At 72.2% G+C, this 19,402-nt stretch carries 2 protein-coding genes; both read left to right on the top strand.

All coding sequences use genetic code 11. From position 1 onward, the window contains the following. The first annotated feature begins 75 nt into the window (after positions 1–75). Positions 76–10,323, top strand: coding sequence for a type I polyketide synthase (locus ACZ56E_RS38000; protein ID WP_471221554.1), 10,248 nt, complete (start codon positions 76–78; stop codon positions 10,321–10,323). A 219-nt stretch (positions 10,324–10,542) separates the two neighbouring features. Next, positions 10,543–19,402, top strand: an 8,860-nt coding sequence (locus tag ACZ56E_RS37995) for an SDR family NAD(P)-dependent oxidoreductase (RefSeq protein WP_471221552.1), incomplete at its 3' end; no start/stop codon positions are given.

The raw sequence follows: 19,402 nt of genomic DNA, 5'->3' as shown, positions 1-19,402 counted from the left end.
AGCCGGTGAATTCCGCTGGCCACGCGACGCCCACCTCTTGCCTCTTGACGTAGAAAAGCAGGTGGGGTCGGAGAGATGTCGAATCAGCCGAAGCAGTCGAGCCAGCCGAAGCAGCAGAGCCAGCAGAATCGGCCGAGCCGGCCGGATCAGTCCAGCGAACAGAAGCTCCTTGACTACCTGAAGCGGACGACGGCCGATCTCCGCGAGGCCAAACGCAGCCTGCGCGAGGCCGAGGAACGCGACCACGAGCCGATCGCCGTCGTCGGCATGAGCTGCCGCTACCCCGGCGGCGTACGCAGCCCCGAGGACCTGTGGCGCCTGGTCGCCGACGGCGTCGACGGCGTCGGCCCGTTCCCCACCGACCGGGGCTGGGACGTCGACGGCATCTACGACGCCGACCCTGACCGCACCGGCCACAGCTACGTCACCGAGGGCGGCTTCCTCGACGGCGTCTCCGGTTTCGACGCCGGCTTCTTCGGCATCGGCCCCCGCGAGGCCCTCGCCATGGACCCCCAGCAACGCCTCCTGCTCGAAACCTCCTGGGAGGCGCTGGAACGCGCCGGCCTCGACCCCCGCAAGCTCCGCTCCACCCGCACCGGCGTCTTCGGCGGCGTCATGTACTGCGACTACGGCGCCGCACTCGCCGCCATCCCCGACGACATCGAGGGCTACCTCGCCGCCGGCAGCGTCTCCAGCATCGTCTCCGGCCGCGTCTCCTACCTCTTCGGCCTGGAGGGCCCCGCGCTCTCCGTCGACACGGCCTGCTCGTCCTCCCTGGTCAGCCTGCACCTGGCGGTCCAGTCACTGCGCCGCGACGAGTGCTCCCTCGCCCTCGCCGGTGGCGTCACCGTGATGTCGACGCCCAACATGTTCGTCGAGTACAGCCGCCAGCGCGCCCTGTCCAAGGACGGCCGCTGCAAGGCGTACTCGGGAACGGCCGACGGCACCGGTTGGGCCGAGGGCGTCGGCGTACTGGCACTGGAGAAGCTGTCGGACGCCCAGCGCAACGGCCACCAGGTCCTGGCCGTCATCCGCGGCTCCGCCATCAACCAGGACGGCGCCTCCAGCGGCTTCACCGCCCCCAACGGCCCCGCTCAACAGCGGGTCATCCGCGCCGCGTTGGAGAGCGCCCGCCTGTCGGCGGCCGACGTGGATGTGGTCGAGGGCCACGGGACGGGAACGACGCTCGGCGACCCGATCGAGGCGCAGGCGCTGCTCGCGACGTATGGGCAGGAGCGGCCGGAGGGCGGTGAGCCGTTGTGGCTGGGCTCGCTGAAGTCGAACATCGGGCACGCGCAGGCCGCCGCCGGTGTGGGCGGCATCATCAAGATGGTCATGGCGATGCGGCACGGTGTCATGCCGCGCACCCTGCACGTCGACGAGCCCTCCCCGCACATCGACTGGTCGGCGGGTGCGGTGGAGTTGCTGACGGAGGCGCGGGAGTGGTCGCGTCAGGGGCGGCCGCGTCGTGCGGGTGTCTCGTCGTTCGGGCTGAGTGGGACGAATGCGCATGTGATCGTGGAGGAGGCATCGGAGGCATCGGAGGCGCCGGAGGTCGAGGAGCCCGACGTTTCGTTGGCGGCTGTGCCGTGGGTGGTGTCGGGTCGTTCGGCCGAGGCGCTGCGGGCGCAGGCCGGGCAGCTGGCTTCCTTCGTAGGGGAGCGGCCTGAGCTGTCCCCGGTCGAGGTCGGCCATGCGTTGGTGACCGCGCGGGCGTCGTTTGAGCACCGGGCTGTGGTGGTCGGCGGGGACCGGGAGACGCTGCTGCGGGAGCTGGAGGCTGTCGCGGCGGATGGTGCTGGGCCGGTGGGTTCGGCTTCGGGTGCGGTGGCGTTCGTGTTCTCCGGTCAGGGGTCGCAGCGCCCGGGTATGGGGCGGGAGTTGTATGACTCGTTCCCGGTGTTCGCGGCGGCTTGGGATGAGGTTCTGGGGCTGCTGGATGTGCCGCTACGGGAGGTCATCTGGCCGGAAGAGGGAGTCACGTCTCAGCTGGACCAGACGCTGTATACGCAGACGTCGGTGTTTGCCTTCGAGGTGGCCCTGTACCGGCTGCTGGAGTCGTTCGGGCTGCGGCCCGACTATGTGGCCGGGCATTCCATCGGTGAGCTGGCCGCCGCGCATGTGGCTGGGGTGCTGTCGCTCGAAGACGCCGTAACGCTGGTGGGTGCGCGAGCCCGGCTGATGCAGGCGCTGCCCGAGGGTGGGGCGATGATCTCCCTCGCCGCCGACGAGGCGACCGTACGTGAGCTGGTCGGCGACCGCGAGGACGTCACTATCGCGGCGGTCAACGCAGCCCGTTCAGTGGTGATTTCGGGTGTCGAGGACGCGGTGGTGGAGGTCGCGGCGAAGTTCGACGGGAAGACGAACCGACTGCGGGTCTCCCACGCCTTCCACTCGCCGTTGATGGACCCGATGCTCGACGAGTTCCGTGAGATCGCCTCGCGGATCAGCTTCCAGGCTCCGACGATTCCGCTGGTCTCCACCGTCACCGGTGACCTGGTCGCGGCGGACACGATGACTGCCCCCTCGTACTGGACAGACCAGGTGCGCGGAACCGTCCGCTTCGCGGACGCAGTGACCACCCTCCATGGGCAAGGTGTCGGCACCTTTCTCGAGGTGGGCCCCCAGCCCGTCCTCACCCCCCTGATTGACGACGCCGTACCGACCCAGCGCCGGGACGGCCACGAAACCGCCAACCTCCTGCGCGCCCTCGGCGCTCTGCACACCCAGGGCCGGACCGTGCAGTGGCAGGCGGCCTTCCCCACCACCCCCAACCGACCCATCGACCTGCCCACCTACGCCTTCCAGCACAAGCGCTACTGGTTGGACGGCAGCACCCCCTCCGGTGACCCCACCGGGCTCGGGCAGCGGCCCGCCGACCATCCGATGCTCGGGGCCGTCGTGGCGCTGCCGGAGACCGATGGCCTGCTGCTGACCGGCCGTCTGTCGCTCGCCACCCATCCGTGGCTCGCCGACCACGCCGTCCTGGACACCACCATCCTGCCGGGCACCGGCTTCGTCGAACTGGCCCTGCACGCCGGCGCCCGCGTCGGCTGCCCGGTCGTCGAGGAACTGGCCATCGAGGCCCCGCTGGTCGTGCCGGACGCGGGCGGCATCGCCCTGCAAGTCGTCGTCGACGGACCGGACGACACCGGCCGGCGGCCGGTGGTCATCCACTCCCGTGCCGACTTCGCCGCCGCCGACGAGCCCTGGGTCCGGCACGTCACCGGCGTACTCGCACCGTCCACGAACGCCGCCCCCACCGATCTGCGGGTCTGGCCCCCACAGGGCGCCACCCGCATGGACGTCACCGGGTTCTACGACCAGCTCGCCGACCGGGGCTTCGGTTACGGTCCCGTCTTCCGCGGGCTGCGCGCGGCCTGGCGGCGCGACGGCGAACTGTTCGCCGAGGTCGCGCTGCCGGACGAGGCCATCGGTGAGGCCGCCTCGTTCGGGCTGCACCCCGCGCTGCTCGACGCCGCGCTGCACGTCAGCATCCTGGACGAGCAGGGTGCCGACGACGGCCCCGGGATCCCGTTCTCGTGGAACGGGGTCGCGCTGCACGCCGCCGGCGCCGCCGTCCTTCGGGTGCGGATCTCGCCGGACGGCCGTTCCGTCTCCGTCGCCGACGCGGCGGGGGAGCCGGTGGCCGAGATCGCCGACATCGTGGCCCGCCCCGTCTCGCCCGAACAGCTGGGCGCGGACGTGGAACGCCCCGAGCTGTACCGGGTCGCCTGGCAGCAGATGTCCGGCCCCGCCACACCCATCGACTCCTGGGCCGTGCTCGGCGACGATGCCCAACTCGTGCCCGCCGACGGCACACCGCTCCACCCGGACGTCGCCTCGCTCGTCGCCGACATCGAAGCCGGGCTCGAAGCGCCCCGACACGTCCTGCTCGACGCCCGCGCCCTCGGCGCACAGGGCGCGCCTGGCGACGGGACCGGCGATGTGCCCGACGGCGTGCGCGCCGCCCTCGCACCCGTGCTCGCCGAGCTCCAGGAGTGGCTGTCCCACGACTGCCTGACCGGCTCCCGGCTCGTCGTGGTCACCAGCGGCGCCGTGGGCGCCCGCCCGGACGCGGCAGGCACGCCCGAAGACGTGACCGACCTGCGCCTGGCCCCGCTGTGGGGCCTGGTGCGCGCCGGTGCCGAGGAGACCCCGGGACGCTTCGGGCTGCTCGACACCGACCCGGCCGACGCGCTGACCGCCCCCGAACCCGCGCTGCTCGCCGAGGCCCTGGGCAGCGGCGAGGGCGAGATCGCGCTGCGCGCCGGCCGGGTCCTGGTGCCCAGGCTCACCGCGACCGCCCCCGAGCCCCCCGCCTCCGGCGGGCGGCCGACGCCGTGGAGCGCGACCGGGACCGTCCTGATCACCGGCGGCACCGGCGGCCTCGGCGGCCTGGTGGCCAAGCACCTGGTCACCCGGCACGGCGTGCGCCGCCTGCTGCTCACCAGCCGTAGCGGACCCGACGCCCCGGGCGTCGACGAACTCGTCCGGGAGCTGACCGAGCACGACGCCCACGTGGACGTCGTCGCCTGCGACGTCGCCGACCGCGACGCCCTCGCCGCCGTCCTGGCCGACATCCCCGCCGAGCACCCCCTCACCGGTGTCGTGCACGCCGCCGGCATCGCCGAGGGCGGACTGGTCACCACCCTCACGCCCGCATCGCTCGACCGCATCCTGCGGCCCAAGGCGGACGCGGCCTGGCACCTGCACGAGCTGACCCGGCACCTGGACCTGTCGGCGTTCGTCCTCTTCTCGTCCTCCGGCGGCCTCATCCTCGCGGCGGGACAGGGTGACTACGCCGCAGCCAACGTCTTCCTCGACGCGCTCGCCCAGCACCGCAGGGCCCAGGGCCTGGCCGCCACCTCGCTCGCCTACGCCACCTGGGACCCGCCGGTCGGCCTGACCGCGCAGCTCACCGAGGTGGACCTCAACCGCATCCGGTCGCTCGGCGTGCCCGCCCTCGGCCACGACCAGGCACTCGACCTGTTCGACCAGGCGCTGACCACCGAGCACCCGCTCCTCGCGCCGCTGATCCTCAACTCCGCCATTCTGCACACCCGCAGGCGCGGCTCCTGGATCGGCGGCGGCACGGAACTGCCGCCACTGCTGCGCCCCACCACCCGCGGCCAGGCCGACACCGGCCCAAGGACCGCGGCCGCGGGATCCGGCACCTCCTCACTCGCCGAACGGCTCGCCGGGCTGACGCCGGACGCGGCGCACAAGACCACCCTCGACCTGGTGCGCAGCCACACCGCCTGGGTCCTCGGCCACGACTCGGCCGACCCGATCGACCCGGAACGCCCGTTCCTGGAGCTGGGCTACGACTCGCTGACCGCCCTCGAGCTGCGCAACCGGCTCAAGATCGTCAGTGGGGTTCCGCTGCCCACCACCGTCGTCTTCGACCACCCGAGCCCGCACGCGCTCGCCGAGTACCTGCTCGGCGAGGTCCGGGGCGCCGAGGTGACGGCGCCCGCCCCGGTGGCGCCCCTCGCGGCCGGTGCGGACGCCGGTGACCCGATCGCGGTGGTCGGCATGTCCTGCCGGTTCCCGGGCGGGGTGAGCAGCCCCGAGGACCTGTGGCGGCTGGTCTCCGAAGGCCGGGACGGCATCACGGAGTTCCCGCGCGACCGCGGCTGGGGCGTGGAGCGGCTCTACGACCCCGAGTCGACCCGCGCGGACACCAGCTACACCCGCGAGGGCGGCTTCCTTCACGAGGCCGCCGAGTTCGACCCGGTCTTCTTCGGAATCAGCCCGCGTGAGGCGCTGACGATGGACCCGCAGCAGCGGCAGCTGCTCGAAGTGGCCTGGGAGGCCCTGGAACGGGCGGGAATCGTACCGAGCACACTGAAGGGCAGCCGGACCGGCGTGTTCGCCGGCCTGATGTACCACGACTACCTGACAGGACGCAGCTCCGGCAGCGTCGTCGCCGGCCGGATCTCGTACACGCTCGGCCTGGAGGGCCCGGCGATGGCGGTCGACACGGCCTGCTCGTCGTCCCTGGTCAGCCTGCACCTGGCCGCCCAGGCACTGCGCGGCGGCGAGTGCTCGCTCGCCCTGGCCGGCGGCGTGACGGTGATGGCGACGCCGGACAGCTTCATCGAGTTCAGCCGCCAGCGTGGGCTCTCCCGCGACGGCCGCTGCCGTTCCTACGCGGGCGCCGCGGACGGCACCGGCTGGTCCGAGGGTGTCGGCGTACTGGTCCTGGAGCGGCTGTCGGACGCCCGGCGCAACGGCCATGAGGTCCTGGCCGTCATCCGTGGCTCCGCCATCAACCAGGACGGCGCATCGAACGGCCTGACCGCCCCCAACGGCCCCTCCCAACAGCGCGTCATCCGCGCCGCGTTGGCCAACGCGAGCCTCGCTCCCGCCGAGGTCGACCTGGTCGAGGGCCACGGAACGGGCACCACGCTCGGCGACCCGATCGAGGCGCAGGCCCTCCTCGCCACGTACGGGCAGGAGCGCCCCGAGAACGGCGAGCCGCTGTGGCTGGGCTCGCTGAAGTCGAACATCGGGCACGCGCAGGCGGCGGCCGGTGTGGGCGGCATCATCAAGATGGTCATGGCGATGCGGCACGGTGTCATGCCGCGCACGCTGCACGTCGACGAGCCGTCACCGCACGTGGACTGGTCGGCGGGCGCGGTGGAGTTGCTGACGGAGGAGCGCGAGTGGTCGCGCAACAACGGGCGGCCGCGCCGGGCGGGCGTCTCGTCGTTCGGCTTCAGCGGCACCAACGCGCACGTCATCGTCGAGGAGGCACCGGAGACCGACCGCCCGGACGAACACGCTGCACCAGCAGCCGAGTTGACGGAGGTGCCCTGGGTGCTGTCCGCGAAGTCGGTTGAGGCGCTCCGGGCGCAGGCCGGCCGCCTGGCCTCGCATCTCCTCGGCCGACCGGAACTGGCCCCGGCCGAGGTCGGCCACGCCCTCGCCACGACCCGGGCCACCTTCGACCACCGCGCGGTGGTCGTCGGCGGCGACCGGGAGACGCTGCTGCGGGAGCTGGAGGCCGTGGCGGTGGACGGTGCCGGGCGGCCGACGGGTTCGGCTTCGGGTGCGGTGGCGTTCGTGTTCTCCGGTCAGGGATCCCAGCGCCCGGGCATGGGGCGGCAGTTGTACGACGCCTTCCCGGTGTTCGCGGCGGCTTGGGATGAGGTTGTGGGGCTGTTTGATCTGCCGCTACGGGAGGTCATCTGGCCGGAAGAGGGAGTCACGTCTCAGCTGGACCAGACGCTGTATACGCAGACGTCGGTGTTTGCCTTCGAGGTGGCCCTGTACCGGCTGTTGGAGTCGTTCGGGCTGCGGCCCGACTATGTGGCCGGGCATTCCATCGGTGAGCTGGCCGCCGCGCATGTGGCTGGGGTGCTGTCGCTCGAAGACGCGGTCACGTTGGTGGGTGCGCGGGCGCGGTTGATGCAGGCGCTGCCCGAGGGCGGGGCGATGATCTCGCTGGCCACCGATGAGGCGACCGTCCGGGAGCTGATTGGCGATCGCGAGGACGTCACTATCGCGGCGGTCAACGCGGCCCGTTCGGTGGTGATTTCGGGTGTCGAGGATGCGGTGGTGGAGGTCGCGGCGAAGTTCGACGGGAAGACGAACCGGCTGCGGGTATCCCATGCCTTCCACTCGCCGTTGATGGATCCGATGCTGGATGAGTTCCGTGCGGTCGCTTCGCGGGTCCGCTTCCAGGCTCCGACGATTCCGCTGGTCTCGACTGTGACCGGTGACTTGGTCGCGGCGGACACGATGACTGACCCCTCGTACTGGACGGGCCAGGTGCGCGGAACGGTCCGCTTCGCGGACGCCGTGACCACCCTCCGTGCAGAGGGGGTGGTGACGACGGTCGAGGTGGGCCCCCAGCCCGTACTCACCCCGCTGATCGAGGACGCCGTACCGACCCAGCGCCGGGACGGCCACGAGACCGCCAACCTCCTGCGCGCCCTCGGCGCTCTGCACACCCAGGGCCGGACCGTGCAGTGGCAGGCGGCCTTCCCCACCACCCCCAACCGACCCATCGACCTGCCCACCTACGCCTTCCAGCACCAGCGGTACTGGATCGACGCCGCCGACCAGGCGCCCGGCGACGCGGAGCACCCGGCGGCCGACGGTTTCTGGCGGGCCGTGGAGAGCGGTGACGCCACCTCGCTCGCCGCCGACCTGGGCGTCGAGCCGGGCAGCCTGGAGACGGTGCTGCCCGCGCTCGCCACCTGGCATCGGCGCAGTCACGCGCGGGCCGCCCTGGACCGGCTGCGCTACCGCGTGGACTGGTACCCCGTAGACGCGGAGGCCGCCGAGGCCGCCCCGGCCGGGCTCGGCGGCAGCTGGCTGGTCGTCGCGCCCGCCGCGCTCGGCGAAACCCCGCGCGTCCGGGCGGTCCTCGACGGGCTCGAAAGGGCCGGAGCGCGCGCCGAGTTGCTGTTGGCCGATGGCCAGGAGCGTGACTCGTTCGTCGCCCGGCTCCGCGACCGCGTCGGGGAGCCGACGCCGACCGGCGTGCTCTCCCTGCTCGCCCTCGACACCGAGCCGGACCCCGCCGAACCGACGCTCACGCGCGGCCTGACCGCGACCGTCGGCCTGGTGGGGGCGGTCGACACCCTCGGGATCAAGGCACCCCTGTGGTGTGTGACCTCCGGCGCCGTCACCGTCGGCACCGAAGCCCCCGACCCGGCGTCCGCCATGCTGTGGGGCCTGGGCACCGTGCTCTCGCTCGACCACCCCGACACCTGGGGCGGGCTCGTCGACGTACCGGAAACCCTCGACGACGCACTCGCCGACCGCCTCGCCCATGCCCTCGGCCGGACCGACGGCGAGGACCAGCTGGCGCTCACCGCCACCGGGCTGCTCGCCCGCCGCATGGTCCACGCACCCCGCCGGAACGCCACACCCGACGAGCTCTGGCGCCCGCACGGGACGGTCCTGGTGACCGGCGGCACCGGGGCGCTCGGCGCGCACGTGGCGCGCTGGGTGGCCCACCGAGGGGCCGACCACCTGGTGCTGACCAGCCGCCGGGGCGAGAACGCCCCAGGTGCCGCCGAACTCGCTGCGGAACTCCGCGAATTGGGTACCCAGGTCACCGTCGCGGCCTGTGACGTCGCCGACCGGGACGCCGTCGCCGCCGTCCTCGACGCCATCCCGGAGGACCAACCGCTCACCGCGGTCTTCCACGCGGCCGGCGTCATGCACGAACCGATGCCACTGCCCGAGATGAGCGTCCGCGAGTTCGCCGAGATCGGCAGGTCCAAGACTGAAGGCGCCTCCCACCTGGACGAACTGCTCGCCGAGACCCCGCTGGAGGCGTTCGTCCTCTTCTCCTCCGGCGCCGCCGTGTGGGGTACGGCGGGGCAGGGCGCCTACGGCGGTGCCAACGCCTACCTGGACGCCCTCGCCCACCGGCGCAGGGCACGCGGCCAGGCGGCGACCTCCCTCGCCTGGGGACCCTGGCAGGGCGGCATGGTCGACGCGGAGGCCGACGCGCAGCTGCGGCGGATCGGCGTCCGTGCCCTGGACCCCGAGCCGGCGCTCGATCTGCTCGGCCAGGCCCTGGACGATCGCGAAACCTACCTGGTCATCGGCGACTTCGACTGGGACAGGTTCGCCGCCGCCTACTCGCTCGCCAGGCGGCGCCCGCTGCTCGACGCGCTCCCCGAAGCCGTCGGCGCCCTCGCTCCGCCGGAGCGCTCCGCCGCAGCGGACGACGGCGGGCAGGCGGCCCTCGCCGCCCGGCTGGCCGCGCTGCCTCCGGAGGAGCGCGAACCGGCACTCGTCGAAGTGGTGAAGGAGCAGGCCGCCCTCGTACTCGGCTACACCGGCGGGACCGGCGGTATCTCCGGCGGTATCCCCGGCGGGACCGGTGGGGCCGGTGGGAACTCCAGCAGGGCCGGCGATACCGGTATCGAGAGTGAGCGGGCCTTCAAGGACCTCGGGTTCGACTCGGTGACGGCGGTGGAGTTCCGCAACCAGCTCAGCAGGGTCGCGGGCGTCCCGCTCCCGGCGACGGTCGTCTTCGACCACGCTTCGCCCGCCGCGCTAGCCCGCCATCTGCGCAGCGAACTCTTCGGACAGGAAGAGGGAACCCTCGACCGGCTGCTCGCCGACCTGGCACGCCTGGAAGCGGCCTCGACCGCGCTGCCGGCCGACCAGATCGAACGCGCCGGCCTGACCACCCGGCTGACCGCCCTGGTCTCCCGCCTCACCGAGGGCACCGACGGCTCCGCCGGCGCTGACGGCACCGGTGAGAAGACCGACGTCGCGGACCAGCTCAAAGAGGCCAGCGCCGCTGACGTGCTGTCCTTCATCGACAAGGAACTCGGACTCGACTGACCGGGACTCGGGCTCGACTCACCCGGGCCGGGGGACCACCGGCCCGGGAAACGGGGCCAGTAGGGGCGGCTAGGGGTAGCTGCCCCTACCGGCCTCTCTGGACTCTTGTTCATGATTCGCGGATTCGGCCGGGCCCGTGCCCGTCCGGTACTGGTGCCCGTCCGGCCAAGGCCGCTCGGTACCGAATCCGCTCCGTATCTGCTCGGTAGGGTGATGTTGGTGGCGGACGAGAAGACGATTCTCGACTACCTCAAGAAGGTCAGCGCCGAACTGCACCAGACGCGTCAGCGGTTGTGGCAGGTCGAATCCCAGGACCAGGAGCCGATCGCGATCGTCTCGATGGGCTGCCGCTACCCCGGCGACGTGCGCTCGGCCGGTGACCTGTGGCAACTGGTCGCCGAAGGGGGCGACGGCATCGGCCCCTTCCCCGAGGACCGGGGCTGGAACCTGCGGGCGCTGCTCAGGGCCGACGGCGAGCGGAACGGCGCCTCGCAGGTCGGCGAGGGCGGCTTCGTATCGGACATCGCGGGCTTCGACGCCGCCTTCTTCGGTATCTCCCCGCGTGAGGCGCTCACCATGGACCCCCAGCAGCGACTGGTGCTGGAAGTCGCCTGGGAGACCTTCGAACGCGCCGGCATCGACCCCCACACCCTGCGCGGCGGCCAGGTCGGCGTCTTCACCGGCGCCGGCAGCCACGACTTCGGCGAGGTCGTCTCCTCCCGCCCGGAGGTCGCCGCCGACCACATGAGCACCGGCGCGGGCGGCGCCGTCATCTCCGGCCGCGTCTCCTACACCCTCGGCCTGGAGGGCCCCGCGGTGACGGTGGACACCGCCTGCTCCTCCTCGCTCGTCGCCCTGCACCTGGCCACGCAGTCGCTCCGCCGCCAGGAGTGCTCGCTCGCCCTCGCCGGTGGCGTCGCGCTCCTGGTGAAGCCGGACCCGTTCGTCGCCTTCAGCCGGCAGAGCGGCCTGGCCACCGACGGCCGCTGCAAGCCCTTCTCCGACAGCGCGGACGGCACCGGTTGGTCCGAAGGCGTCGGCCTGGTCCTCCTGGAACGGCTCTCCGACGCCCGGCGCAACGGCCACGAGGTGCTGGCCGTCATCCGCGGCTCCGCCGTCAACCAGGACGGCGCCTCCAACGGCTTCACCGCCCCCAACGGCCCCTCCCAGCAGCGCGTCATCCGCGCCGCGCTGGCCAATGCCCGACTGACCGCGGCCGACATCGACGCGGTCGAGGGCCACGGGACCGGCACCACGCTCGGCGACCCGATCGAGGCACAGGCGCTGCTCGCTACGTACGGGAAGGACCGGCCGCAGGAGCGCGGGCCCCTGTGGCTCGGGTCCCTCAAGTCCAACATCGGACACGCGCAGGCCGCCGCCGGGGTGGGCGGCGTCATCAAGATGGTCATGGCGATGCGCGCCGGCGTGCTGCCGAGCACACTCCACGTCTCCGAGCCCAGCTCCCGCGTGGACTGGTCGGCCGGTGCCGTCGAACTCCTGACAGAGGCCCGCCCCTGGGAACCCGACGGACAGCCGCGCCGGGCCGGCATCTCCTCGTTCGGCCTGAGCGGCACCAACGCGCACCTGATCCTGGAGGAGGCACCGGAGGCCGCCGCCCCGGCCTCGGATGATGTGCCCGAGGCGGGTCCTGAGCCGGTCGCGGTGCCGTGGGTGGTGTCGGGCCGGTCGGCGGACGCGCTGCGGGCGCAGGCCGGGCAGCTGGTGTCCTTCGTACGGGAGCGGCCTGAGCTGACCCCGGTGGAGGTCGGCCACGCCCTCGCCACGACCCGGGCGACCTTCGACCACCGCGCGGTGGTGGTCGGCGGGGACCGGGAGACGCTGCTGCGGGAGCTGGAGGCCGTGGCGGTGGACGGCACGGGGTCGTCGGTGGGTTCGGCTTCGGGTGCGGTGGCGTTCGTGTTCTCCGGGCAGGGGTCCCAACGCCCGGGTATGGGGCGGGAGTTGTATGACTCCTTCCCGGTGTTCGCAGCCGCTTGGGATGAGATTCTCGAATTGCTGGATCTGCCTCTACGGGAGGTCATCTGGCCGGAAGAGGGAGTCAAGTCCCCACTGGACCAGACGCTGTATACGCAGACGTCGGTGTTCGCCTTCGAAGTAGCGCTCTACCGGCTGCTGGAGTCCTTCGGGCTGCGGCCCGACTACGTGGCCGGTCACTCCATCGGCGAGCTGGCCGCCGCACATGTGGCTGGGGTGCTGTCGCTCGAAGACGCCGTAACGCTGGTGGGTGCGCGGGCACGCCTGATGCAGGCGCTGCCTGAGGGCGGCGCCATGATCTCCCTCGCCGCCGACGAGGCGACCGTGCGCGAGCTGATCGGCGACCGCGAGGACGTCACCATCGCAGCCGTCAACGCAGCCCGCTCGGTGGTGATTTCGGGCGCCGAGGACGCGGTGGAGGAGGTCGCGGCACAGTTCGACGGCAAGACGAACCGACTGCGGGTCTCCCACGCCTTCCACTCACCCCTCATGGACCCGATGCTCGACGAGTTCCGTGCGGTCGCTGCGCGGGTCAGCTTCCAGGCCCCGAAGATTCCGCTGGTCTCGACCGTCACCGGTGACCTGGTCGGACCGGACACGATGACTGACCCCGCGTACTGGACGGACCAAGTCCGTGGAACCGTCCGCTTCGCAGACGCAGTGAGCACCCTCCATGGGCAGGGCGCCACCACCTTCCTCGAGGTCGGCCCCCAGCCCGTCCTCACCCCGCTCATCGACGACGCCATCCCCACCCAGCGCCGGGACAACCACGAAACCGCCAACCTCCTCCGCGCCCTCGGCACCCTCCACACCCAAGGCCGCGACCTCGACTGGGCGGAGATCTTCCGGGGCCGTGCGTCGTCGCGTGCCACCGAACTGCCCACCTACGCCTTCCAGCACAAGCGTTACTGGCTGGACGCCAAGGCCGCCGGAGACCCCGCCGCCATCGGTCTGCGGGCGTCCGGACATCCGATGTTGAGCGCGACCGTCGCGCTCGCCGACTCCGAAGGGGTGGTGTTCACCGGCCGCCTTGCGCAGGAGTCGCACGGCTGGATCGCCGACCACGCGGTGATGGGCACCGTTCTGCTGCCCGGCACCGGCTTCGTCGAGCTGGCCATCCGCGCCGGTGACGAGGTCGGCTGTCCGGTCGTCGACGAACTGACCATCGAGGCGCCCCTGGTGTTCTCCCGGCCCGACGGTGTGACGCTCCAGGTGGTGCTCGGCGCGCCCGACGCCTCCGGCGGCCGATCCGTCGCGATCTACTCGCGCGAGACCGGCCCCGAGGACACGACGGACGTCACGCAGCAGCCCTGGTTGCGGCACGCCAGTGGCGTCCTGATGCCAGCACCGGCCGAGGCCGCCGAGGCGCAGGCCGCCTCCGATCTCACCGTCTGGCCGCCGCGGGGTGCGACCTCGCTGCCGGTCGACGGTCTCTACGAGCGGCTGGTCGAGCAGGGCTTCGCCTACGGCCCCTCGTTCCAGGGCCTGCGCGCGGCCTGGCGCCTCGGCAGCGACCTCTTCGCCGACATCGTGCTGCCGCCCGAGGCCGGGGACGCCGCCGCGTTCGGCGTTCACCCCGCTCTCCTGGACGCGGCGCTGCAGACCCGCTTCCTCGACGGCGCGGGCGACGGCGACGGCCTCGGCGACACGTCGATCCCGTTCTCCTGGAATCGGGTCACCCTGCACGCGGCCGGCGCCGGCACCGTTCGGGTGCGGGTCTCGCCGCACGGCGAGGGACTGCGGATGCTGGTCGCCGACAGCACCGGTGCGCCCGTGGTGACGGTGGATTCGTTGCTGGCCCGCCCGGTGTCCGCCGAGCAGTTGAGTGCGTTCGGCGGGAACCAGGAGTCGCTTTACCGGGTGGAGTGGGTCTCCACACCGCAGCCTGCACCGGCGTCTGTCGAGGATCCGGTGCTGGTGCATGAGGCGGTGGCGGGCGGGGGAGAGGCCGGTGTCCTCGCGGATGTACGAGGAGTTTCGGCCGGGGTACTGGAGGTGTTGCGGGCGTGTGGTGAGGATCAGCGTCTGGTCGTGGTGACCCGTGGTGCGGTCGCGGTCGGTGATGACGCGGGTGTCGTGGATGTCGCGGCCTCGGCTGTGTGGGGGTTGGTGCGGTCGGCGCAGGCGGAGATGCCGGGCCGGTTCGTACTGGTCGATGCCGCCCCCGGCGAAGAGGTGGACGCCGCGTCCGTGCTCGCGGTCGGCGAGCCCGAAGTCGCCCTGCGCGCAGGCCACTGGTTCGTGCCCCGCATCACTCGCGCCGGCGCTGCCGCCGACGAAGGTGCCGACGGGCCGGTGTGGGACACCTCGGGTGCCGTCCTGGTCACCGGTGGCACCGGTGGCCTGGGCCGTCTGGTCGCCCGCCACTTGGTGACTGAGCACGGGATACGTCACCTGGTGCTGGTCAGCCGTAGCGGCCCGGCCGCCGAAGGCGCAAGCGACCTCGTGGCGGAACTGGAGGCCCAAGGCGCGACCGTCGCCGTCGAGGCCTGCGATGTGTCCGACCGCGCGGCGCTGGCGCAGGTCCTGGACGGGCTGCAGGTCCCCTTGCGGGGCGTGGTCCACGCGGCCGGCATCGCCGACAACGGGATCATCGCTGATCTGACCCCGGAGCGGCTGAACACGGTCTTCGCCCCGAAGGCGGACGCCGCCTGGCACCTGCACGAACTCACCCGCGACCTCGACCTCGACCTGACCGCATTCGTACTGTTCTCCTCCTCGTCCAGCCTCATGGACGGTCCGGGTCAGGGAAACTACGCGGCAGCGAACCAGTTCCTCAACGGACTCGCCTCCCACCGCGCCGCCGCAGGCCTCCCCGCCCACGCCCTCGCCTGGGGCCTGTGGGACGAGGACCACGGGATGATCCAGCAGCTCAGCGAGGCCGACGTGCAACGCGTCAACCGCTGGGGGATCACCCCGCTGACCGCGACCCAGGGACTGGCACTCCTGGACGCCGCGACCAGGACCGGCGCCGAGCCCTGCCTGTTGACCGCCACCATGGACACGGCAGCCATACGCGCACGGGCCGAAGGCGTCCCGCACATCCTGCGCGGACTGGTCCGGGTGCCCGCCCGGCGAGCCGCCAGCAGCGCGCCCACGTCCGAAGGACCCGCGCTGGCCGCCCAGTTGGCCGCAGCGCCCGAGGACGAACGAGCCGGGATCGTGCTCGACCTGGTGCGGGCACACGTCGCCGCCGTGCTCGGCCACGACTCGCCGGGCGCCATCGAGAGCGAAGGCGCCTTCCGCGAGATGGGCTTCGACTCGCTGGCCGCCGTCGAACTCCGCAACCGCCTCCAGACCGCGACCGGCCTGCGGGTCCCGGCCACCGTGGTCTTCGACTACCCGCGGCCGCGCGTCCTCGCGGACTTCCTGCTCGCCGAGGCGATGGGCAGCGAGCTGGCCGTGGCGGCCCCGACGCTTCCGATGGCCAGGGCCGAGGGCGACGACGACATGATCGCCATCGTCGGCATCAGCTGCCGCTACCCCGGCGGCGTCCGCAGCCCCGAGGAACTCTGGCGACTGGTCTCCGACGGCGTCGACGCCATCACCCCCAACCCCCCGACCGACCGCGGCTGGAACCTCGAACGGATCTACGACCCCGAGCTGTCCCGCCCCGAGACCACTTACGTACTCGAGGGCGGATTCCTCTACGACGCCGCCGAGTTCGACCCGGTCTTCTTCGGCATCGCGCCCCGCGAGGCGGCCTCGCTCGACCCCCAGTTCCGCCAGCTGCTCGAAACCTCCTGGGAGGCACTGGAGCGCGCCGGCATCGACCCCGGCACACTGAAGGGCAGCCAGACCGGCGTCTTCGCCGGCCTGATGCACCACGACTACGTGACCAGCGCCATCCAGGGCAGCGTCATCTCCGGCCGCGTCTCCTACACGCTCGGCCTCGAAGGGCCATCGGCCGTCGTCGACACCGCCTGCTCCTCCTCCCTCGTCGGCCTGCACCTGGCCGCGCAGGCGCTGCGCAACGGCGAGTGCTCCCTCGCCCTCGCGGGCGGCGTCTCGGTCATGGCGACCCCCGACATGTTCACCGAGTTCAGCCGGCAGGGCGCCCTGTCCAAGGACGGCCGCTGCAAGGCGTTCTCCGGCGCCGCCAACGGCACCAGCTGGGGCGAGGGCGTCGGCGTACTGGTCCTGGAACGGCTGTCGGACGCACGACGCAACGGCCACGAGGTCCTGGCCGTCATCCGCGGCTCCGCCGTCAACCAGGACGGCGCGTCCAACGGCTTCACCTCTCCCAACGGCCCGTCCCAACAGCGCGTGATCCGGCAGGCGTTGGCCAGCGCCGGACTCGCCCCCGCCGACATCGACCTGGTCGAGGGCCACGGCACGGGCACCGCCCTCGGCGACCCGATCGAGGCGCAGGCCCTCCTCGCCACCTACGGGCAGGACCGGCCGGAAAACGGCGAGCCGCTGTGGCTCGGCTCCCTCAAGTCCAACATCGGCCACGCCCAGGCCGCCGCCGGCGTCGGCAGCATCATCAAGACGGTGATGGCGATGCGGCACGGCGTCATGCCGCGCACCCTGCACGTCGACGAGCCCTCCCCGCACGTCGACTGGTCGGCGGGCGCGGTGGAGCTCCTGACCGAGGCACGCGAGTGGTCACGCAACGGACGCCCGCGCCGCGCCGGCATCTCCTCGTTCGGACTGAGTGGGACGAACGCGCATGTGATCGTGGAGGAGGCGCCGGAGGCCGCCTCGTCCTCGGATGATGTGCCCGAGGTGGCTCCTGAGCCGGTCGCGGTGCCGTGGGTGGTGTCGGGCCGGTCGGCGGACGCGCTGCGGGCGCAAGCTGGGCGGCTGGTTTCCTTCGTACGGGAGCGGCCTGAGCTGACCCCGGTGGAGGTCGGGCACGCGTTGGTGTCGACCCGGGCGTCGTTCGAGCACCGGGCTGTGGTGGTCGGCGGGGACCGGGAGACGCTGCTGCGGGAGCTGGAGGCCGTGGCCGTGGACGGTGCTGGGCGGCAGGTGGGTTCGGCTTCGGGCCCGGTGGCGTTCGTGTTCTCGGGGCAGGGCTCCCAACGCCCGGGTATGGGGCGGCAGCTGTATGACTCGTTCCCGGTGTTCGCGGCCGCCTGGGATGAGGTTCTGGGGCTGCTGGACCTGCCGCTACGAGAGGTCATCTGGCCCGAAGAGGGCATTCGGTCCCCGCTCGACCAGACCTTGTACACGCAGACGTCGGTGTTCGCCTTCGAAGTGGCCCTGTACCGGCTGCTGGAGTCCTTCGGGCTGCGGCCCGACTACGTGGCCGGTCACTCCATCGGTGAACTGGCCGCCGCACATGTGGCTGGGGTGCTCTCGCTCGAAGACGCCGTAACACTGGTGGGCGCGCGAGCCCGGCTGATGCAGGCGCTGCCCGAGGGCGGGGCGATGATCTCCCTCGCCACCGATGAAGCGACCGTGCGCGAACTCATCGGCGACCGCGAGGACGTCACGATCGCCGCCGTCAACGCAGCCCGCTCGGTGGTGATTTCGGGCGCCGAGGATGCGGTGGTGAAGGTCGCGGCACAGTTCGACGGCAAGACGAACCGGCTGCGAGTCTCCCACGCCTTCCACTCACCCCTCATGGACCCGATGCTGGATGAGTTCCGTGAGATCGCCTCGCGGATCAGCTTCCAGGCTCCGAAGATTCCGCTGGTCTCCACCGTCACCGGTGACCTGGTCGCGGCGGACACGATGACTGACCCCTCGTACTGGACGGACCAGGTGCGCGGAACGGTCCGCTTCGCGGACGCAGTGAGCACCCTCCACCAAAAGGGAACCGGCACCTTCCTCGAGGTCGGCCCCCAGCCCGTCCTCACCCCGCTCATCGACGAGGCCATCCCGACCCAGCGCCGGGACGACCACGAAACCGCCAACCTCCTGCGCGCCGTCGGGGCCCTCTACGTGCGAGGCCGTTCGGTGAAGTGGGACGCGGTGTTCGGTGACAGGCCGGGGCGGGTGGACCTGCCCACCTACGCCTTCCAGCGCCAGCACTACTGGCTGGACTCGCTGGAAGGCGGCGCGGCGGAAGTGGAGTTGGCCGGACTGAGAGCGGTCGAGCACCCGCTGCTGCGGGCCGTGGTGGAGGTGCCGGGCTCGGATGGCCTGGTGCTGTCGGGACGGATATCGCTGGAAGGGCAGCGGTGGCTGGCCGACCATGCGGTCTTGGGATCGGTGCTGTTCCCGGGGACCGGCTTCGTCGAGCTGGCGATTCGCGCTGGTGACGAGGTGGGCTGCTCGGTCGTCGAGGAGCTGACGCTGCATGCGCCGCTGGTGCTGCCGCCGGTGGGCGGGGTCGCGGTACGGGTCGGCGTGGGCGGCGCGGATGAGTCAGGCCGCCGTGAGGTGCGGGTGCATGCGCGCGCGGAGAACGCGGCCGCCGATGACGAGTGGACCTTGCACGCCGAGGGGACCCTGGCCACCGAGCCCGGCTCCCAGCCCGCCCCCGGGGCAACTGCCACGGCCGACGCGGACGGGGCGCAGGTCTGGCCGCCCGAGGGCGCGACCGCCCTCTCCCTCGACTCGTTCTACGACAACCTCGTGGACTACGGCTTGCAGTACGGCCCGATGTTCCAGGGGATGCGTGCCGCCTGGCGGCGCGACGGCGACCTGTTCTGCGAGGTGGCGCTCCCCGAGGACACCGAGGACGGCGGCGGTTACGGCATTCATCCCGCTCTCCTGGACGCGGCACTGCACATCAAGTCCTTCGCCGACGATGACGCCCAGGATGCGGGTGCCGGGCCCTCGATTCCCTTTGCCTGGCGCGGAGTTCGACTGTTCGCCTCCGGGGCGACGGTGTTGCGGGTGTCGGTCTCATCCGCGGACTCCGGCCTGCGGCTGTCCTTCGCCGACGCCACCGGCGCCCCCGTGGCAGCGGTGGACTCGATGGTCTCCCGCAGTGTTTCGCCCGGGCAGTTGGAGGGCGGGGGTGGCCGTAACACCCATCGCTCGCTCTTCGAGCTGACATGGGCGCCCGCACATGCCGTTGAGACGGCAGACGTTGCCGAGGACTCGGTGCTGGTGCATGAGGCGGTGGCGGGCGGGGGAGAGGCCGGTGTCCTCGCGGATGTACGAGGAGTTTCGGCCGGGGTACTGG

It is taken from the genome of Streptomyces sp. NPDC039480 (genome assembly GCF_055597165.1).
Note: the sequence above shows the minus strand (reverse complement) of the source record. Positions and strands in the feature narration are given on the sequence as shown.

Excerpts from the sequence above, each read along its gene's own strand:
- ACZ56E_RS38000 (WP_471221554.1), top strand. The coding sequence starts at position 76 with ATGTCGAATCAGCCGAAGCAGTCGAGCCAGCCGAAGCAGCAGAGCCAG.